A 25,120-nucleotide genomic window follows, 5' to 3' on the forward strand; every position below is an offset into this window, starting at 1 on the left:
AGGCACGGTGAGTACTAGACAGATCGATGAACACCATTCAGCAAAGTCTCGCAAAGCACGCCGATGGGCTCAGCACCTTGGGGGGCGGCCACGACGCTCAGCGAACGACAGGAATGACTGGAGGACAGGAGGAAGGTGCCCTGGAACTCAAAGAATCGTCGTCTCCGTCCGTACAGGAAGATCTCAGCCCGGTCGCGCCTCCAGGATCAGATATCGAGGAGTCGATCTCGACTCAGGAGGGGCGCTTTCATCGGCTCGCGCTCGATCAACTGCGCCTCAAAGGTGGGTTGACTCCTGATGCAAAGCGCTCTCAGCTTGCCGAAGAATATCGATTGATCAAGCGTCCGATTCTCATGAATATCGACAAGAAGGGCGCGGATATCGTCGATAATGCCAACTTGATCATGGTCACGAGCGCCCTGCCGGGTGAGGGCAAAACCTTTTCGGCGATCAATCTGGCAATCAGTATCGCCATGGAGCGCGACCGAACGGTTTTACTCGTCGACGGTGATGTTGCCAAACCCTCAGCGGCTAAGCGGTTGGGGATCAAGTACGAAACCGGCTTGCTGGATATTCTCGACGGCTCGGGTATGACTGTCTCCGAGGCCCTTGTTCGAACCGATATTCCGAATCTGCGCGTACTACCGGCTGGTAAGCGTCACGAACGAGCGACAGAATTATTGGCGAGCGAGCAGATGGGAAAGCTCATGGAACAGTTTTCTGCACGTTATAAGGATCGTGTGGTGATTTTTGATTCGCCGCCGCTGTTGTTAGCGAGCGAGAGCGCAGTGCTTGCTGAGATGATGGGCCAGATTCTCATGGTGGTCGCGGCCGATCAAACGCCACGTTATGCTGTCAATGATGCCCTGAGTCGACTTAATCAAGACAAAATCATTGGATTATTGTTGAATAAATATCGCCCAACGCTTGGCAATCGATTTGGTGCAGGTTATGGCTATGGCTACGGTTATGGCTATGGTCATCACGCCACTGATGCCGAAAGCGATCCCAAGTCGGCCACACAGTCGCCATAAATTGGATATCGGCTTCAATGTTTTTCATCGTGAATAGCTCATCGCGTCTCTTATCGACAAAGCGCTCAAAGTGTTTTTTGTTTATATTGGGCTTTTCACTGTCGTCGCCTCTATTCTCAGCTGACTGGAAGTTATCCAAACAGCTGGCTCTCAAGGGAACCTATAGCGATAACATCGATATGACTGATACAGGGAAAGTCAGCGATTTTTTCTTTGAATTGACGCCGGGCTTTGTATTGCAAGGTAAAGGACGCCGATTGAATCTGAATCTAGCCTATTCGTTGCAGGCTCTGCATTACCTAAACATGAATTCGGACGACAAGATCAACAATCGACTCCAGCTCAATGCTGAATCTGAAATCTATCAAGATCACCTGTTTCTCGATGCGAACGTGACAACCCGCCAAGAACTAAAGAACGCGCTTGATCCATCTGGATGGGATGCCACCAATCCTTCTAATGATTTACAAAATACCTATACATATCTTGTTGCCCCTTACTTCAAAAATCGTTTTGGCCGACAGGCTGAACTTACGATTCGCCTCGAAAATGATGGTGTTTTTTACAGTGAAGAAGGCAATGATAGTCTGGGCTATCAAGCCAATCTAGATCTGCTGAGCGGTCCGGCCTTGGGTAATTTTCAGTGGGCTTTTATTTCTGAAAACGAGTATATCGATTATCAGGATGGTCCGCGAAATCGCTTTTCCACAGTTGCTGGAGGCGTTGGTTATCAATTTGATAACCGCTGGCGAATCGATGTCCTGGGCGGTTATGAGGACAACAGTTATGCGTCAACCAGTGAAACCAGTGGAGCTCTTTGGGAGGGTTTAGTTACTTGGACCCCCAATAATCGCACCGATGTAACACTTGGATCCGGGCATCGTTATTTTGGCTGGACACCACGCCTCGAAATCGATTATCGACGCAAGCGTTCGGTGTGGACCGCTAGCTATAAGCGTGATATCTCGAATGCACGCACTGACAGTCTAGGAAACCAAGTCTATGAATTCCAGGATGCCTTCGGGGAAACGGTGACCCCTGACACTGGAGCTGAGTTGAACGTTCCAGTCGATACCGCTACTCCGGATTCCTCCGTTTACACCAGCAACAGATTCGACTCGGCCTGGACGCTTCAGACGCGGCGCAGTTCGCTTGGAATTTCCTTGGGTTACGTTTTACGTCAATACGACGATGTCTCCAAAGATGAAGGAACTGTGCAGGCCCGCCTTTATTGGTCGCGACGTTTGAGCACTCACACGACGAGCAATCTCGGTCTGAAGTGGAGCCAGAGGGAACGCAACTCCAGTGTCGATGATGAATCGGATCTTGATCGTCAAGAGTATGGCTTTGATGCTGGGTTAACGCGCCGTCTGTCTGAGCAAGCCTATGTCAACGTTCAATATGGCTTTCGGGATGATGGTGGGGATTCTACAGAGAATCGTGTAACGCTTGGCTTGCGTCTCAATTGGCAGTAGGGGGATCAACGCTTGGGGATGATTCGTAATGCCATGACCATCGATGTGGAAGACTATTATCAGGTCTCCGCCTTCGAGCCCCATGTCTCGCGTGACGACTGGGACGCCTTACCCGCGCGTATCGAGCGCAATCTACACCGCATACTCGATATCCTGGATGAGCGGGGTGTATCCGCGACGTTCTTTACTCTCGGTTGGGTCGCCGAACGTCATTCAGGATTGATTCGCGAGCTGGTTCAGCGTGGCCATGAGCTGGCGAGCCATGGTTATGCGCATGTTCGCGTCAATCGGCAGGATCGCGGCACGTTTCTGGAAGACGCTCGCCGCACGAAGTGTCTTCTCGAGGACATAGCAGGTATCGAGGTCAATGGGTATCGGGCCGCGAGCTATTCAATCGATGATTCGACACCCTGGGCACATGAAGTCTTGCGTGAAACAGGCTATCGCTATAGCTCCAGTGTCTATCCCATCCGTCATGATCACTATGGCGTACCTGATGCACCGCGATTCGTTTTTCATCCTATTCCAGGGGATGACGTTTTTATCGAAGTCCCCATTTCGACCGTCGAAATTCGTTCGCGCCGTTTTCCCTGTGGAGGTGGTGGTTATTTTCGACTCTATCCCTACAGTCTCTCGCGCTGGGCCTTCGGGCAGCTGAATCACATCGAAAATCAAGCGGGGATCTTTTATTTTCATCCCTGGGAGATCGACCCTGAACAGCCCCGGATTCCAGGATTGTCACCCAAGACACGCTTTCGGCATTATCTCAATCTCGCTCGCATGGAATCGCGTTGGCGGAAGTTGCTAAGCGATTTTCACTGGGATCGCATGGACCGTATTTTTTTGTCCATGCCGGCCGGTACTCAGGGGAATAGCGCATGATGTCCGCCGCCTCCTCGATTCAGATTCGGCGTCTTGAGCCAGCGGATGCGCCGCGCTGGGATGCCTTCGTCGAGCGGGTGCCAGGCGGCACTTTTTTTCATCGTGCCGGTTGGAAACGGGTTCTCGAAGAGGCCTTTGGTCACTCGGCCCATTTTCTCTACGCCGAATCCGAGACAGGTGACATTCTGGGCGTGCTGCCACTCGGCCATGTCCGGAGTCGGTTGTTTGGAAATGCGCTGGTCTCGACACCGTTCTGCGTCTATGGCGGCAGTCTGAGCGAATCGCCCGAAATTGCCAATCAGTTGGATGCCGAAGCCTGTCGTCTGGCTGAAGCATTGAAGGTCGATCACCTGGAACTGCGCTACCGCTCGGCGCGCCATACGGACTGGCCGAGCAAAGATCTCTATGTGACCTTTCGCAAGCCGATCGACCCGGATCCTGAGCATAATCTGCTGGCGATCCCGCGCAAGCAGCGGGCGATGGTACGCAAGGGAATACAGGCTGGTTTGGAGAGCCGGGTCGATACCGATATCGAGACCCTGCATCGAATCTATTCCGAAAGTGTGCGTAATCTTGGAACGCCGGTATTTTCGCGCACCTATTTTCGTGTCCTCAAGGACGTCTTCGGCGAGGATTGTCAAACCCTGACCGTGCATCATCATGGAACACCGGTGGCGGCTGTGCTCAATTTCTTTTTTCGCGACGAGGTGTTGCCCTATTACGGAGGCGGCACGCTAGAGGCGCGCGCACTGAAGGCCAATGATTTCATGTACTGGGAAGTCATGCGGCGTGCCTGTGAGCGCGGTGTGCGACTATTTGACTTTGGTCGCAGTAAGCGTGGCACGGGTTCATTCGATTTCAAGCGCAACTGGGGGTTCGAGCCGGAATCCATGCGCTATGAATATCATCTGGTCCGATCCAGTCAGGTTCCGGACATCAATCCGCTGAACCCCAAGTATCGACTTTTCATCGAGGGTTGGAAGCGTCTTCCCTTGCCGCTCAGCCGCCTGATGGGCCCCTGGCTCTCCAGAAGCCTGGGTTGACGGGAGCCATACATGGACGATCTGCTCTTTCTGGTTCATCGTATTCCCTATCCGCCCAATAAGGGCGACAAGATCCGCTCCTTCCATCTGCTTGACTATCTCAGCACGCGCTACCGGGTGCACCTTGGGGCTTTCGTCGATTTCGACGCCGATCTGGTTCATTGCGATGTCGTGCGCGGCTATTGCGCCAGCGCCTGGTTGGGCCGCCTTGCGCCTCGGCAAGCCAAGCTGAGAAGCCTGACCGGTCTGCTGACCGGCGAGGCGCTGACCCTGCCGTATTATCGCGGCTCGACCTTGCCGGCCTGGATCCGTGACGTCAGGCGCGAGCACGACATCCGGCGCGTGCTCGTCTATTCGTCGGCCATGGCCCAGTTCGTCCTCGGGCCGGAGTTTGAGTCCATGCGACGGGTGATCGATTTTGTCGACATGGATTCGGACAAATGGCGCCAATACAGCCTCAGCCAGCGCTTTCCACTGTCCTGGGTCTATCGGCGTGAGTCCAGACGGCTCCTGGCGTTCGAACGCGAGGTGGCGACGCGCTTCGCCGCTAGTCTCTTCGTCTCGCAGCAGGAAGCGGCGCTGTTCGCGCGAGCCTCCGGAGTGGATCCAGCTTCGCTCGTGGTGCTGCGCAATGGGGTAGATACGGCCTATTTTTCAGCGGATCCAGAGCGCCCATCGCCCTTCGCGACGCCTGGACCGCATCTTGTCTTCACCGGTGCCATGGACTATTGGGCCAATGTCGAGGGCGTCGAATGGTTCGTCGCATCGATCCTGCCTGTGATTCGGCAAACTCTGCCGAGTGTTGAGTTCCATATCGTCGGTATGAATCCGACCCCGCGCGTCCAGGGACTCACACGAACGGACGGCGTGCGCGTCACGGGTGGCGTACCCGACATCCGGCCCTATGTGCAGCATGCTTCGGTCGTCGTGGTTCCGTTGCGCATCGCCCGCGGCATTCAAAACAAGGTGCTGGAGGCCATGTCCATGGCGCGTCCGGTGGTAGCTACTTCGCAGGCTCTGGAGGGCATTCCGGCCGCAGATGGTTGTGACGTCCGGCAGGCCGATGAAGCCAACGCCTTTGCGCGCAGCGTGATCGAGATCCTGACCAGCAGCGAGGACGGCGCACGTCTGGGAGACTCGGCGCGTGCGCTTATCGAGCGTGATTTCGTCTGGGAGGCCAGTTTGCGCCAACTCGATGGCTTGCTGAACGGTGCCTGAACTCAACGATCGCCGAGGACTTGAAACCATGCGGATGCAAACACGGCTGTTGTGGTGGTTTGGAGCGTTCGTGCTGCTGTCAGTCTTCCTGTGGCCGAGCTTCGCGAGCATTGTCGCGATCTGGGAGCGCTCGGAAACCTTTGCCCATGGCTTCCTTGTGGTGCCGATCGTGCTCTTTCTGATCTGGCGCAAGCGTCATGGACTGAGCCTGCTTGACTATGGGACCGACTGGCGTGCCCTGCCCATTCTGGCCGGTACTGGATTCGTCTGGCTGCTGGCACGGCTGATCGATGTGGCGGTGATCGAGCAACTGGCCGCCGTGCTCATGGTTCCGATCCTCGTTTGGCTGATCTTCGGTCTGGCGGCGGTGCGCTATCTGGGGTTTCCGCTGGCCTTCCTGTTCTTTGCGGTGCCCATGGGGGAATGGCTCGTCCCGCCCCTGATGGACTTCACCGCGTCCTTCACGGTTTTCCTGCTGCGTCTTTCGGGTCTCCCGGTCTACTGGGAAGGCACCTTCTTCAGCATCCCGAGCGGCGACTGGTCGGTGGTCGCGGCCTGTAGCGGCATCCGCTATCTCATCGCCTCGGTCTTTCTCGGGGTGCTCTATGCCTATCTGAACTATCACGCCCTGTGGCGGCGTCTGCTCTTCATCGCGCTGGCAGCGCTCACGCCCATCCTCGCCAATGGGTTGCGTGCCTATCTGATCGTGATGATCGGTCATCTGAGCGACATGCGTCTGGCCGTGGGGGTCGATCATCTGATCTATGGCTGGGTGTTCTTCGGACTGGTGATGTTCCTGCTGTTCGCGCTGGGCAATCTGTGGTCCGACGCGGAACGTCCGAGTTTGACCGAGGCCGCGCCACCAGCGTTCGAGGTCCGCAAGATCCAGCCGGCTTCCCTGACACATGAGACACTGGGTCTGGTCCTGGGTCTGCTGCTGCTCGTCGTCTGGCCGCTGCTCGGGATTTGGATCGAGTCGCGCGCGGCCGCCGAGCGCGAATGGCCTGGACACCAGATTGCCTCGGAACTGGTGAACTGGTCGCCCATGGACACGGATTTCAGTGCCTGGACCCCAAGATTTCTGGAGTCCTCCGCGACCTGGCGGCAGGATTTTGCACACGGAAATGAACGGGCTGGTGTCTATCTGGCTCTCTATGGTCAGGGTTCGGGTGAGATGGTCAATTCGGAACATGTTTTGGTTATCCAAAAGGATCCAGTTTGGCGCTCGATTGAACAGGCCCGCCGCTCGGTCGATCTCGGTGACGGAATGCAGCGTGTAACCGAGACACGGCTGAAGTCCACGACTCAGTCGCTGCTGGTCTGGGACTGGTACTGGACCAATGGATATCAGACCTCCAGCCCACAGTTGGCCAAGCTCCAGGAAGCCTGGATTTTGCTCAGCGGTCAGCGTCTCAACCAGGCCCGCATCGCGCTCTACACCCCCATCGAGCTGAAGGCGGAACCGGCGCGCGCACGTCTGGAGACCTTCGCGCGAGCACTGTTACCGCGTCTGGAGATCCATTTACGCGCCTTGACCGAGAACCGCGATGATTGAGCCGTCCCGCCAGCCAGAGGTCAACGCGGCCCCCGCGCTGGTCGTTCACATCATCTACCGTCTCGATGTCGGCGGACTGGAGAACGGTCTGGTCAACCTCATCAACCGTTTGCCGCCGGCGCGTTTTCGTCATGCCATCATCTGTCTCGATGACTACGACGCGGTCTTCAGACAGCGTCTCCAGGTTCCGGTCGAGGTCTATGCGTTGCACAAACGTGCGGGACAGGATTTCGGGCTTTATGTCCGACTCTGGAGACTGTTACGCCGTCTGCGTCCGGCGATCGTGCATACGCGCAATCTCTCGGCGCTGGAGTCACAGCTTCCGGCCTGGCTGGCCGGTGTGCGCGGTCGCGTGCATGGCGAGCATGGGCGCGACGTGCATGATCTCGACAATACGAGCCGCAAATATCGCTGGTTGCGCCAGGCGTTCCGGCCACTGGTACGGCGTTATATTCCGCTCTCGCGCGATCTGGCCTCCTATTTGATCGAGGACATCGGGGTGTCGCCTGCGCGGATTGCGACCATTTGCAACGGGGTCGATCTCGAACGCTTTCATCCCTGCGCGGACGAGCGCGCCTGTCGCGCTGTGCTGCCTGCTGGATTCGCGGGCCCGGAACAGCTCGTGATCGGCACTATCGGACGCCTGGAGCAGGTCAAGGATCAAATGACGCTCGCCCGCGCCTTCGCTGAGCTGGTGGCGAGCGAGCCGGATGGCGCCCGGCGTTTGCGGCTCGTGATGGTCGGCGACGGCTCGCAGCGTGACGCCATCGCGGCCTTCGTGCGTCAGTCCGGTTTGGACACAATCGTCTGGATGGCAGGCACGCGCAACGACGTACCCGAGTGTCTGCGCGCCTTCGATCTCTTCGTGTTGCCCTCGCTGGGCGAGGGCATCTCCAACACCATCCTGGAAGCCATGGGGACGGGACTGCCGGTCATCGCCACGGCCGTCGGCGGCAATGGTGAACTGGTCGAACCCGAGGCGACCGGCTATCTGGTGCCGCGTGCCGACCCCTCGGCCATCGCTGAGCGTCTACGCCACTATGGTCATCATCCCGCCGTGCGTGCCGAACACGCGCATAACGGACGCCAGCGGGCCGAGCGTGACTTCAGTCTCACCGGGATGGTCGAACGCTATGCGCAGGTCTACGCAGATCTGCTCGATGAATAGGCAGCCATAGGATATTCAACCGCATGTGTGGTATCTCAGGTCTTTTCGATACACGCGAGCGCCGGGACGTCGACGCCGCCTTACTCGCCCGGATGAACCAGTCGCTCTTCCATCGTGGCCCGGATGAGGGCGGGCAGCACATCGAGCCGGGCGTGGGTCTGGCCCATCGACGGCTCTCGATCATCGATCTGGCCTCGGGGCAGCAGCCGCTCTTCAACGAAGACCAGACGGTGGTCGTGGTCTACAACGGCGAGATCTACAACTTCCAGGAACTGGCGCGCGAACTGACCGCTGCCGGGCACCGCTTTCGCACCCACTGTGACACCGAGGTCATCGTCCATGCCTGGGAGGAATGGGGCGAGCGCTGTGTCGAGCGGTTTCGCGGCATGTTCGCCTTTGCACTCTGGGATCGCAACCGCGAGACGCTGTTTCTGGCGCGCGACCGACTCGGCATCAAGCCGCTGCACTATGCCTGGCGACCCGACGGTCAGCTCCTGTTTGGCTCCGAGATCAAGGCCCTGCTGGAAGACGCCTCGCTCTCGCGCGAGATCGATCCGCTGGCCGTCGAGGAATACTTCGCCTATGGCTATGTGCCCGATCCGCGCAGCATCTTCAAGTCCATTCACAAGCTGCCGCCCGGTCATACCCTGAGCATCCGGCGCGGTGCAAACCAGCGGCCCGAATCACGCGAGTATTGGGACGTCGCGTTCCGGTCGAATGGGGTGCAGGACGTGGGCGAGGCAACGGTCGAGGTCATCGAGCGTCTGCGCGAGGCGGTGAACATTCGTCTGGTCGCCGAAGTTCCGCTCGGCGCCTTCCTCTCGGGCGGCGTCGATTCGAGCGCCGTGGTCGCGATGATGGCCGGTCTGTCCGACCAGCCGGTCAACACCTGTTCGATTTCCTTTGGCGATCCGGCCTTCAACGAGAGCGCCTATGCCGAGCAGGTCGCGCGTCGCTATGAGACCAATCATCATGTCGAGTCGGTCGAGCCGGACGATTTTGAACTGATCGAGCGTCTCGCCGGGATCTACGATGAACCCTATGCCGACAGCTCGGCGATGCCGACCTATCGCGTCTGCGAACTGGCGCGTAAACGTGTCACCGTGTGTCTCTCCGGCGACGGCGGCGACGAGAGCTTCGCCGGCTATCGGCGCTATCGCTGGCATCTGCACGAAGAACGGGTACGCGGCCGGATTCCGCAATGGTTTCGAGGACCGGTATTCGGGTTGCTCGGCGCGCTCTATCCCAAGGCCGATTGGGCGCCGAAGGTACTGCGGGCCAAATCGACCCTGCAAGCTCTGGCGCTCGATTCGGTCGAGGGCTATTTCGAGAGCGTCTCCATTCTGACCGATGGCGTGCGCCGCAATCTGTTCTCAGCGCGGCTCAAGCGCGAGCTACAGGGTTATAGCGCGGTCGAGGTGCTGAGACGCCATGCCGTGCGCGCCCCCGAGCATCCGCTCTCGCGCGTGCAGTATCTCGACATGAAGACCTATCTGCCCGGCGATATCCTGACCAAGGTCGATCGCGCCAGCATGGCGCATGCGCTGGAGGTCCGGGTGCCCATTCTCGACCATGTGTTCCTGGACTGGGCCTCGGGATTGTCGCCCGATCTCAAGTACGCGGGCGGCGAGGGGAAATGGATCCTCAAGAAGGCGCTAGAGCCCTATCTCGGCTCCGAGACGCTTTACCGACCCAAGATGGGTTTCGCGGTACCGCTCACCTCCTGGTTCAGGGGGCCGTTGCGCGAGCGCGTCCGCCAGCTTCTGCTCGGCGAGCCGCTGTTGGACTCCGGATTCTTCGATGCGCAGCAAGTGCGTTGGATCGTCGATCAGCATCAATCCGGGATGCGGGACTTCAGTCCCGCGATCTGGAGTCTGATGATGTTCGCCGCGTTCAACGCACGACTCTAGGCCCGCTCGGGCTTATCCGATGGCCGCCGGCATTCCGACCTGATAACCGGACTGCCCGGTCCAGTAGCCATCGCACAGACCCGAGGGCGCCCAGCCGCTCAGACGCGCCGTACCCTCAGCCGGATCGAGATCGCCGGTCAGACAGTCGGCGAAGGTCCGGACAACATCGGCGGTGTGCTTGGACTGCGGACTGATGCGCAGCAGATCCACGCCCAGGGCGCGCACCTCATCGAGGGACGCCAGCAGGTTGTGGGTGCCGGCCGACTGGGTCTGGATGCCGTTGAGGCTCAGGAACTCCTGGCCCTCCTGGGTCGTGACCAGTACGCCATCCGGATAGTCGCCGCAGCAGAACTCGCAGTTGTCCTTACCCAGACCCCGGTTGTAGGCCGTGAAGCAGCGCGCCGAATAGGCCAGCGGTAGCCGGCCGAAGGCGAATAGCTCGCACTCGACACCCTCGGGGCGATGTTTGAGCAGATCGGCGGCGGTGTCGCGCCCCAGTTCCACCGGCATCACCCAGCGCTTGAGTCCGCGCTCGGCCAGGAAAGCGAGCGTGCGATGGTTGTAGAGGTTGATCGAGTGCCCGGCGACGAAAGGCCGGCCTTCCAGGAAATCGAGCGCGGCCAGGTCACCGGCTTCGATCATGAAGCGCTCATCGGCACAGATCCGCTTGAGGGTCTTCAATTCGCCATCGGACTCGATCAGGGCCAGGGTCGAGATGACGGCCTGCTTGCCGGCGGCGGTGACACGCTCGGCCAGTTCCCAATAATCCTCGGGCTTGAGCTGACGGCGTTTGGAGCAGATGGTCTCGCCCAGATAGACGACGTCCACCGGGGTTTCGAGCAGCTCGGCATAGAAATCGAGCACCTGCTCGCGCGGCCACAGATACAGGATGGGGCCGAGCGAGAGACGCGGGCGATGGGCTGGGGTATTCAAGGCTGACATGGGTTGGTTCGAATCGTTCGCTATCGGATCAGTGCCAGGTACGCTCGTAAGGACCGATGGTGGTTTGTGCGCCCTCGGAGACCTGCGCCAGGATCTGGTTCCAGCTCTCCTTGGGCCGGAACGCCTGCGGATTGCGCTTGCAGGCGTCGATCGCCTCGCGCCAGACCTTGGCGACCTGGGTTACATAGCGCGTACTGCGCTGACGGCCTTCGATCTTGATGGCGCTCACACCGGCGGCCAGGATATCGGGCAGGATGTCGAGCGTGTTGAGACTGGTCGGCTCCTCGATGGCATGACGCAGCTCGCCGCCGATCTGATAACGGCCTTTACAGATGGTCGGATAGCCGGCGGCCTCGCCGTGCGAGCGACGTTCGAGCAGCACCCCGCCGAGGCGCGTCTCCTGGCCCTGAGGCGTGTCGCGCCATTCGACATGCGAGGCTGGCGAGCAGGCGCCAAAGGTATTGGGTGACTGACCACTAGCATAGGACGACAGCAGACAGCGTCCCTCGACCATCACGCACAGACTGCCGAAGCCGAAGATCTCAACCGGAACCGAGGTTTCCTGGATCAGATGCGCGACCTGGGTCAGCGAGAGCACGCGCGGCACGACGACCCGCTTGATGCCGAAATGACGCTGCATGAAGCCGATCGCGGCCGGGTTGGTCGCCGAACCCTGCACCGACAGATGCAGATTGACGTTCGGATGGCGTTCGGCGGCATAGTCGAGCACGCCCATGTCGGCAAGGATAATCGCATCGACTCCGAAGCCGGCAGCGCGGTCGACGGCCGCCGTCCAGCGCTCCCAGCCGTTGGGCTGGGCATAGGTGTTGATGGCGACGAACACCTTGACCCGACGGTCATGGGCGTATTTGACGCCCTCGGCGATCTGCTTGTCGTTGAAGTTGAGGCCGGCGAAGTGGCGCGCGTTGGTATCGTCGCGAAAACCGATATAGACGGCATCGGCGCCATTGTCGACGGCCGCCTTGAGCATCGGCAGATTGCCGGCGGGACAGACGAGCTCCATGGTGTTGGGATCCCCCGAGGGTCAGGCAGTGTTGACGAGTCGATGAGTGGGTGTGTCGGCACGCTCGCCCTGGCGCGTGCCGCGACGGAACAATTCGGCCTCGATGGCGTTGAGCACCGCCCATTTGCGGCTGCACCAGTCGGGCGCGAGCAGGATGTCGCGCGAGGCCGTCCCGGTCAGGCGATGATAGACCACGCTCGCTGGCGTGCGCTCGACCAGATCGGCGCAGATGGCCACATAATCGTCCAATTCGAGCGGGGTATAGTCGCCCCGGCGCCAGTCGATGGCCAGCCGGGTGTGACGCACGATATGCAGCGGATGGACTTTCAGCCCCTCGACGCCCAGCTCCAGCACCCGGTCGAGCGTGGTGAGTGCTTCAGCGTGCCCTTCGCCCGGCAGCCCGATGATGAGATGGGCGCAGACGGGGATGCCGCGTCGGTGCGCCGCCGTCACCGCTGTGCGGTATTCGGCGAAACCGTGCCCGCGATTGACGCGCGCCAGCGTGGCATCGTTGGCCGATTGCAAGCCGAGTTCGAGCCAGACTTCCTTGCCGCGTGCGCGATAACTGGCCAGCAGATCGAGAACGGCCTCCGGCACGCAGTCCGGGCGCGTGCCCACCGACAACCCGACGACATCGGCGTGCAGGAGTGCGCTGTCATAGCGTTCGCGCAGCACGGCGATTTCGTCGTATGTGTTGGTGTAGGTTTGGAAGTAGGCCATAAACCGCCGTGCGCCGGTGCGCTTGGCGAGCACGCCGCGTCCGGCGTCGAGCTGCGGATCGATCTCGGGCGCACGCCGGGCGTTGGGGCCAAAGGAGACGTTGTTACAGAAGGTGCAGCCGCCATGTCCCTTGGTGCCGTCGCGGTTCGGGCAGGTGAAGCCGGCATTGAGTGCGAGCTTGTGCACCCGCTGGCCATAGCGCTTCAGCAGGTACTGACCGAAGGTGTTGACGCGATCACTGAGCGCGCGATGTGGAGCGGACGGGGAAGGCATGAGTCTGGCATCAACCGAGCGGCGGCGATCGGCGTTCGATCTGGACCGGTCAGTATAGTGATCAATCGAGTCTGCTGCAAAACGCGCGTCTAATCATCGCACTCGAATCGGCTCGCTTCAGATGGCGGCCCGGTTTGCGCCTGATCAGGCGGTTGTTTGACCCGGCTTGCCAAATGCCATGGCCGATACCCGGCGGATTTGCAGTAAAATTTGTGCACTGCAAAAATTCCAGCCCTGGTTCAGCCGATATGCCCGATTCCGCCGCCCGTCTCCGCGAGATCCCCTACAACTACACCTCCTTCTCCGATCGCGAGATCGTCATCCGCTTCCTGGGCGAGCCGATGTGGCGCTTGATCGAGGAACTGCGCGGCACGCGCCGCACCGGACGCTCGGCGCGGATGCTGTTCGAGGTGCTGGGCGACATGTGGGTCGTGACCCGCAATCCCTACTTGCAGGACGACCTGCTCGACAACCTCAAGCGGCGGCGTCTGCTGCTCCAGGCGCTCGATCATCGACTCGATCAGTTCGAGCGGCGTCTGAACGACAACCGGCGCGCCGCCGAGCTGCTGGCTGCCGCGCGCGCAGCGGTGAAGCGTTTCGGCGACTGGTTCGAGCAGGAACAGCGTCAGCGCGCCCGCTTGCGTCTGGCGCTGGCCGGGATCACGCGCGCCGACAATCTCGACTTCGGCGGGCTGGCGCGCGTCTCGCACGCGACCGATGCCACCGACTGGCGCGTCGAGCTGCCGTTCGTGGTTATCTCGCCCGATACCGAAGCCGAGGTCGCACCCATCGTGCGCGCCTGTATCGACTGCGGTCTAACGCTCATCCCGCGCGGCGGCGGCACCGGCTACACCGGCTCGGCCGTGCCGCTGCATCCGCTGACCGCCGTCATCAATACCGAGAAGCTCGACCGGCTCTCGGGCGTCGAGCGGGTCGCGCTGCCGGGTGTCGACGGGCTGGTGCCGACGGCGCACTGCGGGGCGGGCGTGGTCACGCGCCGGGTTTCGGATCTGGCCGAGACCAACGGTCTGGCGTTCGCGGTCGATCCGACCTCGCAGGATGCCTCCTGCATCGGCGGCAATATCGCCATGAATGCCGGCGGCAAGAAGGCAGTGCTCTGGGGCACGGCGCTCGACAACCTGGCCTCCTGGCGCCTGGTCACGCCCGAAGCCGACTGGCTGGAGGTCGAGCGACTCGATCACAACCTGGGCCGTATCCACGATCAGGAACTGGTGCGTTTCCGGCTGTCGCGCTTCGCCCCGGATGGCACAACGCCGCGCGGTGAACCCGAGATCCTGGAGATGCCGGGGTCGAGCTTCCGCAAGGTCGGACTCGGCAAGGACGTGACCGACAAGTTCCTTTCCGGTCTGCCCGGCGTGCAGAAAGAGGGTTGCGACGGGATCATCACCTCGGCGCGCTTCGTCCTGCACCGGATGCCGGAGCAGGTGCGCACCGTCTGTCTGGAGTTCTTCGGCACGGATCTGGATCTCGCGGTGCCGGCGATCGTCCAGATCAAGGAACTGATCGAATCCTTGCCGGCGGTGCAGATGGCGGGTCTTGAGCATCTCGATGAGCGCTATGTGCGGGCTGTCGGCTATGCGACCAAGGCCGCGCGTCATGAGCTGCCGAAGATGGTGCTGATCGCTGATCTGGTCAGCGACGACGAGTCGGCCGTCAGTGCGGCCGCCGAGCGGATGGTCGCCATCGCCCGGGGACGCGACGGCGAGGGCTTCATCGCCATCAGTCCCGAGGCCCGCAAACGCTTCTGGCTCGACCGCGCACGCACAGCCGCCATCTCGCGGCACACCAACGCCTTCAAGATCAACGAGGACGTGGTCATCCCGCTCGACCGGCTCGCCGACTACAGCCGCGGCATCGAGCGCATCAACATTGAGCAGTCTATTCGCAACAAGGACGCCATCCTGGCGGCCGTCCTCGAGTATCTGGATTCCGAGCTGCCCGAAGCACGGGTGGCGGGTGACTATGAGGGTTCAGACGAGGCGCGCGCCATCCTGGAGGCCAAGCGCGAAGCGGCGCGAGACGCTGTTCGGCGGGTGCGTGCGCGCTGGCAGAGGATTCTGGAGCAACTCGACGCCCCAACCGCTGATCATCTGGAGCTGATAGATGCCTCGGCCCGCTCACAGATCCGCGAGGGCGACACGCTCGGCGCCATGATGCTGCGCCGCGATCTGCGCCAGTCGATCCGCGCTGAGGTCGCCGACCGTTTGGATGAGATCTTCTCCGGCCAGGAACTGGCGCGGGTACGCGAGCGTCTGCGCGAGATCCACCGTCAGGTGCGTGACTCACGTCTGTTCGTCGCGCTGCACATGCACGCCGGCGACGGCAACGTCCATACCAACATCCCGGTGCATTCGTCTGATTACGCCATGCTGCACGAGGCCGACCGTATCGTCGAGCGCATCATGGAACTGGCGACCGGACTTGGCGGCGTGATCTCGGGTGAGCATGGGATCGGTCTGACCAAGCTCCGATTCCTGGAGCGTGAAAAGCTCGATGCCTTCGTCGCCTACAAGCGGCGGATCGATCCCAAGGCGGTATTCAATCGCGGCAAGCTGATGCCCGGCTCGGGTCTGGACGGCGCCTACACGCCCTCGCTGCGGTTGTTGCAGCAGGAAGCCATCATCCTGGAAGAGACCGAACTCGGCGCACTCAACGACGATGTGAAGCACTGTCTGCGCTGCGGCAAGTGCAAGCCCAAGTGCATGACCCATGTCCCGCGCGCCAATCTGCTCTATTCACCGCGCAACAAGATCCTCGGCACCGGACTCATCATCGAAGCGTTTCTCTATGAGGAACAGACCCGGCGCGGGCTGTCGCGGCGTCACTTCGAGGAGATGAACGACATTGCAGACCACTGCACCGTCTGCCACAAGTGTCTGACCCCGTGCCCGGTCAACATCGACTTCGGTGAAGTGACCACGCGCCTGCGCCGCATCCTGGTCGAGCGCGGCCAGAAGCGTTTCAGCCCCGGCGCCTGGGCGGCGATGCAGTTCCTCAATCGCACTGATCCGCGTGCGATTCGCTTGATGCGCCTGGGGTTGGCCGAATGGGGCTTCGCGGCCATGAATCAGGCCCATCGGCTGGCCAAGACCCTGGGCCTGACCCGGCGGCGCATCACCCAGCCCGGTTCGACCACGGGTCGCCCGGCACTGGCCGGCCAGATGGTCGAGCTGGTCGGACGCTCGGTGCGCGTGCCCCTGCCCAAGCGCACTTTCCGCGATGTGCTGGAACTGGAAGACCGCACCCAGGTGCCCATTCTGCGCGACCCGCGCGTGGCCGATGAAGCCGAGGCCGTCTTCTACTTCCCCGGCTGCGGCTCGGAGCGACTGTATTCGGATGTGGGGCTGGCGACACTGGCCATGCTGTGGGAGCAGGGCGTGCAGACCGTGCTGCCGCCGGGGTATCTCTGCTGCGGTTATCCGCAGAGCGCGGCGGGTCTGGAGGAACGTGGACGCCGGATCACCATGGAGAACCGGGTGCTGTTCCATCGTGTGGCCAACACCCTGAACTATCTGGATATCAACACCGTGGTCGTCTCCTGCGGCACCTGCATGGATCAGTTGCTCAAATACGAGTTCGAGCGCATCTTCCCCGGCTGCCGGCTGCTCGACATCCATGAATGGCTGATGGAGCGGGGCGTCGCATTGGACGCGGGAGCGGGCGTGCAGTACCTCTATCACGATCCCTGCCATACCCCGATGAAGACCCATGCGCCGCTCAAGGTCGCCGCGAGTCTCATGGGTCAGCCGGTACGGCTCTCGGATCGCTGTTGCGGCGAGGCCGGGACGCTCGGTGCTTCACGGCCCGACATTGCCAATCAGGTGCGCTTCCGTAAGCAGGAGGAACTGACCGCCGGCATCCAGGCCCTGACCGGCCGCGATCGGGTCGAAAACGGCGCGGTCAAGCTGCTCACCGCCTGTCCGGCCTGTCAGCAGGGCCTGGGCCGCTATCAGGACGACACCGGACTAATGACCGACTATATCGTGGTCGAGCTGGCCGAGCGGCTGTTGGGCGCCGACTGGCGCGCGCGTTTCATCGAGCGGGTCCAGGTCGACGGCATCGAGCGGGTGTTGCTTTGAGTCACGTTCTCTGGACCTACGCGCCATGAGCTGAAGATATTTGGATGCAAGACGAGATGCTTGTTATATTTATGTATAATTCAATCTGTTTGAGGGGTGAGTGATGCATACAACCAGTTTGCGCAAGGTTGGTGGATCGGTCATGTTGGCCGTTCCCCCCGCTTTTCTTGACCAACTGCACCTGCGCGCCGGTGTGACAGTCGGCCTTGCAGTCGATCATGGTTGTCTGGTCGTCAATCCCAATCCACCGCCGCACTACACACTCGATGAGTTACTCGCTCAATGCGACGCCAACGCTGAGCTCTCAGCCGAAGATAGAGAATGGCTCGATGCCCCCGCAGTCGGTGGCGAGCTGTTGTAATGGAGCGTGGCGACATCTATCTCGTTTCGCTTGACCCGACCTCAGGTCATGAGCAACAGGGGACACGGCCGGTGCTGGTGGTGTCGCCTGTGGCGTTCAACCGGCTGACACGAACCCCCATTGTGCTATCCATCACCAGCGGTGGCAATTTTGCGCGCACGGCTGGCTTTGCTGTGTCGCTGATGGGTGTTGGTACGCAAACGACAGGCGTTGTGCGCTGCGACCAGCCCCGCGCTCTGGATATTGGATCACGTCGCGGCCGCAAGCTTGAAAGTGTGCCGCAGTCAGTGCTTAACGAGGTGCTCGCCAAAGTAGCCCCGATCTTCGCGTGAGGAGTCGGGGAGAGAGGGAAGGAACCGCGATGTCGAATCTGTCTTTGAACCGTTACTTCAGGCGTCTGACGGTCTCGGGCAGTTGATCGCGCACCACCTGAGCAAAGGCTTCCAGCGCCTGACGGCGCGGGAAGCTCTTGCGGAACACCAGCGAGATGCGTCGATAGGCGTCGGGCAGGGTCGCCAGCGAGCGGGTGACGAGCCCGTTGTCGCCCATCGCTCCGCTACGCACCGCCAGCGCCGGAATGAGCGTGCAGCCGAATCCGGCGCGCACCAGTTGCAGCAGCGTCTCCAGGCTTGAGGCGCGCAGATCGGCCATTTCGCCCCGGTGCGGGCGCTCGCTCAGATGGCAAACGTCCATTACCTGATGGGTCAGACAGTGGCCGTCGGCCAGCAGCAGCAGTTCGATGTCTTCGAGATCGCGGGCGGTGATCTCGGGATGGGTTTGCAGCGGATGCTTGACCGGATGGGCCAGCCAGAAGGGTTCCTCGAACAGCGGCAGACTGTCGAAGTCGTTCTCGTCGACGGCAGTGGCCAGGAGTGCAGCATCGATCTCATGGCGGGCGAGCCGACCGAGCAGCAGGTCGGTAATCTCCTCGGAGAGCACCAGCCTGAGCTGCGGATAGGTCTGCTTGAGCGGCATCAGGATCAGCGGCATCAGATAAGGACTGAGCGTCGGGATGGCACCGATACGCAGTGGCCCGGCCATGGGATCCTGATAGGCGCGCGCAACCTGCTCGATGGCCTCGGCCTGTTCGAGCGCCAGGCGCGCATGGGCGAGGATAGCCGCGCCGACCGGGGTGATCTCGACCGAACGGTTGGTGCGCTCGAAGATGACCACGTCGAGTTCGTCCTCCAGCTTTTTGATCTGACCGCTCAGGGTCGGCTGACTGACGAAACAGCGATCGGCGGCGCGCCCGAAATGGCGCGTCTCGGCGACGGCGAGGATGTATTTGAGGTCACGTAGGTTCACGCGCGCATGATAGCGGAAATTCGCTTGATTCGCGTGCCGCCGCGCCCCAATTTCCCGATCAATCGACCGGAAATTTTCGCAGGAGTCAACGACCGTGAGACAGGATAAACTGACCGCTAAATTCCAACTGGCCCTGGCCGACGCTCAGAGTCTGGCCCTGGGTCGCGATCATCAGTTCATCGAACCCGTCCATCTGATGGCGGCCCTGCTCGATCAGGAAGGCGGCACCATCCGCCATCTGCTCAACAAGGCCGACGTCAACGCCAACAAACTGCGCTCGGCGCTCGGCGAGGCGCTCGAACGGCTGCCGACCGTGCAGGGCGTCGGTAGCGACGTGCATGTGAGCAATGATCTCTCGCGCCTGCTCAACCTGACCGACAAGCTCGCCCAGCAGCGCAATGATCAATACATCTCATCCGAACTCTTCGTGCTCGCGGCGCTGGAGGACAAGGGCGCACTCGGCACGGCCCTGCGTGAGGCCGGCGCCAGCAAGAGCGCGATTGAGCAGGCAATCCAGACTGTGCGCGGCGGGCAGGCCGTCAACGATCCCAATGCCGAGGAACAGCGCCAGGCGCTCGAAAAATACACCATCGACCTGACCGAGCGCGCCGAGCAGGGCAAGCTCGACCCCGTGATCGGACGCGACGACGAGATCCGCCGCACCATCCAGGTCTTGCAGCGGCGCACCAAGAACAATCCGGTGCTGATCGGAGCGCCCGGCGTGGGTAAGACCGCGATCGTCGAGGGTCTGGCCCAGCGCATCATCAATGGCGAGGTGCCGGAAGGGCTGAAGTCCAAGCGGCTGCTGGCGCTCGACATGGCGGCGTTGATTGCAGGCTCCAAGTTCCGCGGCGAGTTCGAGGAACGGCTCAAGGCGGTGCTCAACGACATTGCCAAGCAAGAGGGCAATGTCATCCTATTCATCGACGAGCTGCACACCATGGTCGGTGCCGGCAAGGCTGAAGGTTCGATGGACGCCGGCAACATGCTCAAACCGGCCCTGGCGCGTGGCGAGCTGCACTGTGTCGGCGCGACCACGCTCGATGAATATCGCAAGTATGTCGAGAAGGACGCCGCGCTCGAACGCCGCTTCCAGAAGGTACTGGTCGACGAGCCGAACGTCGAGGACACCATCGCCATTCTGCGCGGTTTGAAAGAACGCTACGAGGTCCATCACGCCGTCGAGATCACCGACACGGCGATCGTCGCCGCCGCCACACTCTCGCATCGCTACATTGCCGACCGGCAGTTGCCCGACAAGGCCATCGACCTGATCGACGAGGCCGCCTCGCGCATCCGCATGGAGATCGATTCCATGCCCGAGGAGATGGACCGGCTCGACCGGCGGTTGATCCAGTTCAAGATCGAGCGTGAGGCGCTCAAAAAAGAATCCGACGACGCGTCCAGAAAGCGTCTGGCCGACTTGGAAGGCCAGATTCAGCGTCTGGAGCGCGAGTTCGCCGATCTCGACGAGATCTGGAAAGCCGAGAAGGCCGCTGTGCAGGGCACCGCGCATATCAAAGAAGCACTCGACCGGGTGCGCTTGGAAATGGAGACCGCGCGCCGTGCCGGCGACTGGACGCGCATGTCCGAGCTGCAATACGGCCGCGTCCCCGAGCTGGAGAAACAACTGACGGCCGCCGCCGAGATCGAGCACGGCGAGAACCGGTTGTTGCGCAACAAGGTCACGGACGAGGAGGTCGCCGAGGTCGTGTCCAAATGGACCGGCATCCCGGTCTCCCGGATGTTGGAGGGCGAGCGCGAGAAGCTGCTGCGCATGGAATCCGAACTCGAACAGCGCGTGGTGGGGCAGGGCGAGGCGGTGCGCGCGGTGAGCGATGCCATCCGCCGCTCGCGTGCCGGACTGTCCGATCCGGGGCGACCGATCGGTTCCTTCCTGTTCCTGGGACCGACCGGTGTCGGCAAGACCGAACTCTGTAAGGCGCTGGCCAGCTTCCTGTTCGACACCGAGGAGGCCATGGTCCGCATCGATATGTCTGAGTTCATGGAGAAGCACTCGGTCGCCCGGCTCATCGGCGCGCCGCCCGGCTATGTCGGCTATGAGGAAGGCGGCTATCTGACCGAGGCCATCCGCCGCCGGCCCTACAGCCTGATCCTGCTCGACGAGGTCGAGAAGGCGCATCCGGACGTCTTCAACGTGCTGCTCCAGGTGCTCGACGACGGTCGGCTCACCGACGGCCAGGGGCGCACGGTCGATTTTCGTAACTCAGTGATCGTCATGACCTCCAATCTCGGCTCGGACATCATCCAGCAGCGCGCCGGCGAAGCGCACTATGCCGAAATGAAGGACGCCGTGATGGAGGTGGTGCGTCATGCCTTCCGCCCCGAGTTCATTAACAGGCTCGACGAAATCGTGGTTTTCCATCCGCTGCAACAAGCGCAGATCCGGGCCATCGCGCGGATTCAGCTCGGCTATCTACAGCAGCGTCTGGCCGAGCGCGACATGCGGCTCGACGTCAGCGACGCGGCGCTCGATCATCTCGGTGCGGCCGGCTTCGATCCGGTCTATGGCGCCCGTCCGCTCAAGCGCGCCATCCGCGCCCAGCTCGAAAATCCGCTGGCGCAGGAGATCCTCTCGGGCAAGTTTGGTCCGGGCGATCTGATCGAGGTCGGGCTGGAAGACGGCCAGCTTGCCTTTGAGCGGGTATTACAGGGTGAGGTGGTCGATTAACGACGAGGGTAATCGGATGGCGACACTGTATGAAACCGATTTTCACGCCTGGGCCTATCGACAGGCTGATCTGTTGCGGGCGGGACGACTCGAGGAAATCGATACGGCCAACATGATCGAGGAGATCGAAAGCATGGGGCGCAGTGAACAGCGCGAACTCGTCAATCGCTTGGTGATCCTGCTGTTGCACCTGCTCAAATGGCGCTTCCAGCCCGCCTTACGCGGTAACTCCTGGCGCCTCTCGATCAAGGAACAGCGTCTGCGTCTGGCCGGGCATCTGGAGGACAATCCCAGCCTGAAGTCCAAACTGGATCAAGCCATCGAGCGTGCCTACCACCTCGCGCGCCTGGAGGCCGAGCGCGAGACCGGTCTTGCCGAATCCACCTTCGATAGCCGTTGTCCATTCAGCTTCGCGCAGATGATGGACGAGGGATTTTGGCCGGATTAGGCGCCATGTCGCGCCTTGGTTCGCTTGACGCCTCCAGGCACCCTGACTAACCTCTCGCCAATTCACCGGGCGCGCCGCGACGGGCGCCCGGTTCCAGCCATCCACGCCCCGCACCAGAGATCCAAGCCGACCAGCCAAACCGCTTCCGGTGCGGGCGTACACCCTATCGAGCAGCCAGCGTGTACCCGAAATATTTTGGACTCAAGGAGTCCAGTTTCTCGATCGCCCCGGACCCGCATTATCTGTTCCTGAGCGACCAGCATCGGGAGGCGCTCGCCCATCTGCTCTATGGCGCCAGCGAGAGCGGCGGCTTCGTGCTTCTGACCGGCGAGGTCGGCACCGGCAAGACCACCGTCTGCCGTGCCTTTCTGGAACAGTTGCCCGAGGGCGTCGACGTAGCACTCGTCCTCAATCCAGTACAGTCGCCCAACGAGCTTCTGACCAATATCTGCGAGGAGTTCCGTATCGAGCTGCCGCGCGGCAAGCGCTCGAACAAGGTGCTGATCGACGCGCTCAACGGCTTTCTGCTGCACGCCTATGCCAATGGACGCCGACCGCTGCTCATCATCGATGAAGCACAGAATCTGCCGCGTCAGGCACTCGAACAGGTGCGGCTGCTGACCAATCTGGAGACCACCAAGCACAAGCTGCTCCAGATTTTTCTGATCGGACAACCCGAGCTGCGCCGCTTGCTGGAGACCCAGGCGCTGCGTCAGCTCGATCAGCGCATCACGGCGCGCTTTCATCTGACGCCGTTCGATCTGGAAGAGACCGGCGACTACATCCGCCATCGTCTGGCCGTGGCCGGGGTCGACCGTCCGCTGTTCACGGCACGCGCCATTCGGCGCATCCAGGACTATTCGGGCGGCATTCCACGGGTGATCAATATTCTCTGTGATCGCGCCCTGCTCGGCGCCTGCGTGACCCGTGGCTCACAGGTCGATCCGGGCATCGTCGCCACGGCAGCGCGCGAGGTACGGGGTGAGGCGCTGGACGGTCCGCCGCCGCGCTCGCCACGACGGCTGGCGCTGATCGCGCTGGCCTCGTTTCTGATGGCGGCCCTCATCGGCTGGCTGGCACAGACCTGGTTCACACCTGAGCGACGTGCTCTCCTGACTGACTGGGTGCGCGGCGAGACTTCGATCACGGCGCTCATCGAATCCGCCGACCTGTCTGCACCTGACCCTGACCTCCAGCCTCAGCTCGATGTCGCCGTGTCCGAGTCAGTCGCCGAGCCAGCACCGATCACGACGCCGGAGTCAGAGACAGAGACAGAGGCGCCTGAATTAGCCGTCGATCCGAATGCGCCGGTTCCCGAGCCGATCCTCGTGGAAGATCCCGAGCTGTCGACGCCGGTGTCCGCCGCCACGCCAGTCACACCCATGCCGGAAGACAGCACCGTGTCGATCGAGTCGCTGGCGCTGCCCGAGTCTGAAGCCATGCGCGTGCTGCTGCGCCGCTGGGGTCTGGATCTTAGAACGATCAATGCCGGAGATCCCTGCGCGCACATCCGTCCATTCGGCTTGGCCTGCGAATCGGAGCAGGGACGTCTGAGCCATGTGCGGTTCTTCAATCTGCCGGGGCTGTTGCGCATGGCCGATCAGGATGGCGCGCCGCGCTATGTGGTGCTGGGCGAGCTGTCGGCGCTGGAGGCGACGCTCGATCGTCCCGACGGACCTGCGGTGCGCGTCCCCGTAAGTGAGTTGGAGTCAGCCTGGACAGGCGACTATCGTCTGGTCTGGCTGCTGCCGCCGGACGGCTCGACCCTGATTCGACCGGGCGCGGTCGGCGAGCCGGTGCGCTGGTTGCGCGAGCTGGTCTCGCGCGTGCCTGGACTGACCATGCTGCCCGGCCCGGATGATCGCTTCGATGTGACGCTGGAGAGCGCGCTGCGTGCCTTCCAGATCTCCAAGGGACTGACGCCCGATGGCATCGCCGGTCCGCGCACCTTCATCGCGCTCTATCAGACCATCGGCCTGGATGAGATTCCACAGCTCGATGAAGACCTGGCGGCCACGCAATCCATGGAGGAGGCCGGGCCATGAGTTACATCCTGGAAGCACTCAAGAAGTCCCAGCAGGAACGCGAACTCGGCCAGGTCCCAACCCTGGACACCAGTGGATTGTTCATCGAAGACAAGGAGGCGCCACCGCCCAATCACTGGGCGTTGCTCGCGGTCGGCCTGGCCGCACTCGCGGTCGTCATTGCGCTCTATGCCGCGTTCAGAGGAGCGGGACTTGGCTCGACAGCACCCGTGTCAGTCATGGACGTGCCCAGGGTCGATCCGGTACCCATGATCCAGCCAGAGGCCCAGCGGCCGTCGTCCGTAGCTGGGGCGCCCGGCTCCGATTCCAGCGCCGTGAGTGCGGCACTCGGTCCACTGGTCGAACCGCCACCGCCCAAGCCGCCGCTGTCACGCCCGGTCGCGGATGCCGCACCGCCGAATCAAACCGCTAACGCCGATGTCGATCCCGACTGGGAGCGCGATCTGTTGCGTCAGTTGGAGGCCGAGCAGGCGGCCATGAATGCCGCGCGCGAAATTCTGCTGGAGCCGCCACGGGACACATCGGTGCCGAACGATCTGCTCCAGGACATCGAAGCGTTCAAGCAGCAGGTACGGCGCGAGCAGGGTCTGCCGCCGCCGGCGTCTCAGCGCCCGCGAGCGCCGCTCAAGATCGGCGATGATCCGACCCGTTTGAAGCTGACGCCCCAGCAACAGGCCGCCGTGCCCGGTTATTTGATGACCGTGCATGTCTACGATCCAGACGTCGACAAGCGCTTCGTGGTCATCAATACGCTCCGCTATCGCGAGGGCGAAGAGACGCGCGAGGGGTTGCGGGTCGAGCGGATTCTCAAGGATGGCGCCGTGCTCAGTTATCTCGGCAATCCCTTTTACGTGTCTCGCTGATCGCTTCGCGCCCCTAAGCGGCTGCGTGGCAGTGGCTATTCCAACTACCAATCGAGTCCCTC

At 61.7% G+C, this 25,120-nt stretch carries 19 protein-coding genes; 15 read left to right on the forward strand and 4 right to left on the reverse strand.

Annotated features, from left to right (window positions below; all coding sequences use genetic code 11):
* The first annotated feature begins 26 nt into the window (after positions 1-26).
* From GJ668_RS11695 to GJ668_RS11730, 8 genes are read left to right on the forward strand one after another with little or no spacing between them, the layout of a single operon-like run.
* On the forward strand, positions 27-1,034 hold the full coding sequence (locus GJ668_RS11695) for an XrtA-associated tyrosine autokinase (RefSeq protein ID WP_246194816.1): 1,008 nt from the start codon (positions 27-29) through the stop codon (positions 1,032-1,034).
* A gap of 17 nt (positions 1,035-1,051) precedes the next feature.
* Complete coding sequence (locus tag GJ668_RS11700; RefSeq protein WP_155450334.1) at positions 1,052-2,509, forward strand: TIGR03016 family PEP-CTERM system-associated outer membrane protein; 1,458 nt, start codon at positions 1,052-1,054, stop codon at positions 2,507-2,509.
* Positions 2,510-2,542: 33 nt separating this feature from the next.
* Entirely contained in the window at positions 2,543-3,391 is an 849-nt protein-coding gene (locus GJ668_RS11705) for an XrtA system polysaccharide deacetylase (protein WP_186343063.1), read from the forward strand.
* Entirely contained in the window at positions 3,388-4,434 is a 1,047-nt protein-coding gene (locus GJ668_RS11710) for a FemAB family XrtA/PEP-CTERM system-associated protein (protein ID WP_155450335.1), read from the forward strand. Before GJ668_RS11705 ends, GJ668_RS11710 begins: the two co-directional genes overlap by 4 nt.
* A 12-nt stretch (positions 4,435-4,446) precedes the next feature.
* Positions 4,447-5,652, forward strand: a complete 1,206-nt coding sequence (locus tag GJ668_RS11715; RefSeq protein ID WP_155450336.1) for a TIGR03087 family PEP-CTERM/XrtA system glycosyltransferase — start codon at positions 4,447-4,449, stop codon at positions 5,650-5,652.
* 28 nt (positions 5,653-5,680) lie between these two features.
* The gene (gene xrtA, locus GJ668_RS11720; RefSeq protein WP_155450337.1) at positions 5,681-7,207 is read left to right on the forward strand and encodes an exosortase A; all 1,527 of its coding nucleotides are present in this window, start codon (positions 5,681-5,683) and stop codon (positions 7,205-7,207) included.
* Positions 7,200-8,375, forward strand: a complete 1,176-nt coding sequence (locus GJ668_RS11725; protein WP_155450338.1) for a TIGR03088 family PEP-CTERM/XrtA system glycosyltransferase — start codon at positions 7,200-7,202, stop codon at positions 8,373-8,375. Before xrtA ends, GJ668_RS11725 begins: the two co-directional genes overlap by 8 nt.
* A gap of 23 nt (positions 8,376-8,398) precedes the next feature.
* A complete protein-coding gene (locus tag GJ668_RS11730) occupies positions 8,399-10,285 on the forward strand; it encodes an XrtA/PEP-CTERM system amidotransferase (RefSeq protein ID WP_155450339.1) in 1,887 nt (628 codons plus the stop codon).
* A 12-nt stretch (positions 10,286-10,297) separates the two neighbouring features.
* On the opposite strand, the gene ubiV is transcribed toward GJ668_RS11730, so the two are convergent.
* The 3 genes from ubiV to mnmL are packed head-to-tail and all read right to left on the reverse strand — an operon-like array spanning position 10,298 to position 13,244.
* A complete protein-coding gene (gene ubiV / locus GJ668_RS11735; protein ID WP_155450340.1) occupies positions 10,298-11,227 on the reverse strand; it encodes a ubiquinone anaerobic biosynthesis protein UbiV in 930 nt (309 codons plus the stop codon).
* A gap of 28 nt (positions 11,228-11,255) precedes the next feature.
* Positions 11,256-12,251 (reverse strand): ubiquinone anaerobic biosynthesis protein UbiU, encoded by a 996-nt coding sequence (gene ubiU, locus GJ668_RS11740; protein WP_155450341.1) that lies wholly within the window; start codon positions 12,249-12,251, stop codon positions 11,256-11,258.
* Positions 12,252-12,272: 21 nt separating this feature from the next.
* Positions 12,273-13,244 carry a tRNA modification radical SAM protein MnmL/YtqA gene (gene mnmL / locus GJ668_RS11745; protein ID WP_155450342.1) on the reverse strand — a complete coding sequence of 324 codons (972 nt, stop codon included), beginning with the start codon at positions 13,242-13,244 and terminating at the stop codon, positions 12,273-12,275.
* Positions 13,245-13,492: 248 nt separating this feature from the next.
* On the opposite strand from mnmL, the gene GJ668_RS11750 reads away from it, so the two are divergent.
* The 3 genes from GJ668_RS11750 to GJ668_RS11760 all read left to right on the forward strand — a co-directional run bounded on the left by GJ668_RS11750 (position 13,493) and on the right by GJ668_RS11760 (position 18,037).
* Positions 13,493-17,344, forward strand: coding sequence for a DUF3683 domain-containing protein (locus GJ668_RS11750; protein ID WP_155450343.1), 3,852 nt, complete (start codon positions 13,493-13,495; stop codon positions 17,342-17,344).
* A gap of 103 nt (positions 17,345-17,447) precedes the next feature.
* Complete coding sequence (locus tag GJ668_RS11755; RefSeq protein ID WP_155450344.1) at positions 17,448-17,705, forward strand: AbrB/MazE/SpoVT family DNA-binding domain-containing protein; 258 nt, start codon at positions 17,448-17,450, stop codon at positions 17,703-17,705.
* Positions 17,705-18,037: a type II toxin-antitoxin system PemK/MazF family toxin gene (locus tag GJ668_RS11760; RefSeq protein WP_155450345.1), complete on the forward strand. Its 333-nt coding sequence runs from the start codon at positions 17,705-17,707 to the stop codon at positions 18,035-18,037. Before GJ668_RS11755 ends, GJ668_RS11760 begins: the two co-directional genes overlap by 1 nt.
* Before the next feature lie 52 nt (positions 18,038-18,089).
* Here the strand turns inward: GJ668_RS11760 and GJ668_RS11765 are convergent, their stop codons facing one another.
* The gene (locus GJ668_RS11765; protein ID WP_186343064.1) at positions 18,090-19,010 is read right to left on the reverse strand and encodes a LysR substrate-binding domain-containing protein; all 921 of its coding nucleotides are present in this window, start codon (positions 19,008-19,010) and stop codon (positions 18,090-18,092) included.
* Positions 19,011-19,104: 94 nt separating this feature from the next.
* Between GJ668_RS11765 and clpB the strand changes: the two genes are divergently transcribed.
* From clpB to GJ668_RS11785, 4 genes are all read left to right on the forward strand, one after another.
* Complete coding sequence (gene clpB / locus GJ668_RS11770) at positions 19,105-21,702, forward strand: ATP-dependent chaperone ClpB (RefSeq protein ID WP_186343065.1); 2,598 nt, start codon at positions 19,105-19,107, stop codon at positions 21,700-21,702.
* Between the two features lie 16 nt (positions 21,703-21,718).
* The gene (locus GJ668_RS11775; RefSeq protein WP_155450346.1) at positions 21,719-22,150 is read left to right on the forward strand and encodes a DUF29 domain-containing protein; all 432 of its coding nucleotides are present in this window, start codon (positions 21,719-21,721) and stop codon (positions 22,148-22,150) included.
* A 179-nt stretch (positions 22,151-22,329) separates the two neighbouring features.
* Positions 22,330-24,195: an AAA family ATPase gene (locus tag GJ668_RS11780; RefSeq protein WP_186343066.1), complete on the forward strand. Its 1,866-nt coding sequence runs from the start codon at positions 22,330-22,332 to the stop codon at positions 24,193-24,195.
* Entirely contained in the window at positions 24,192-25,058 is an 867-nt protein-coding gene (locus tag GJ668_RS11785; RefSeq protein WP_155450347.1) for a general secretion pathway protein GspB, read from the forward strand. The genes GJ668_RS11780 and GJ668_RS11785 overlap by 4 nt, the downstream gene beginning before the upstream one ends.
* Positions 25,059-25,120 lie beyond the last annotated feature (62 nt).

It is taken from the genome of Allochromatium palmeri (assembly GCF_009720725.1).
GTDB lineage: Bacteria > Pseudomonadota > Gammaproteobacteria > Chromatiales > Chromatiaceae > Thermochromatium > Thermochromatium palmeri.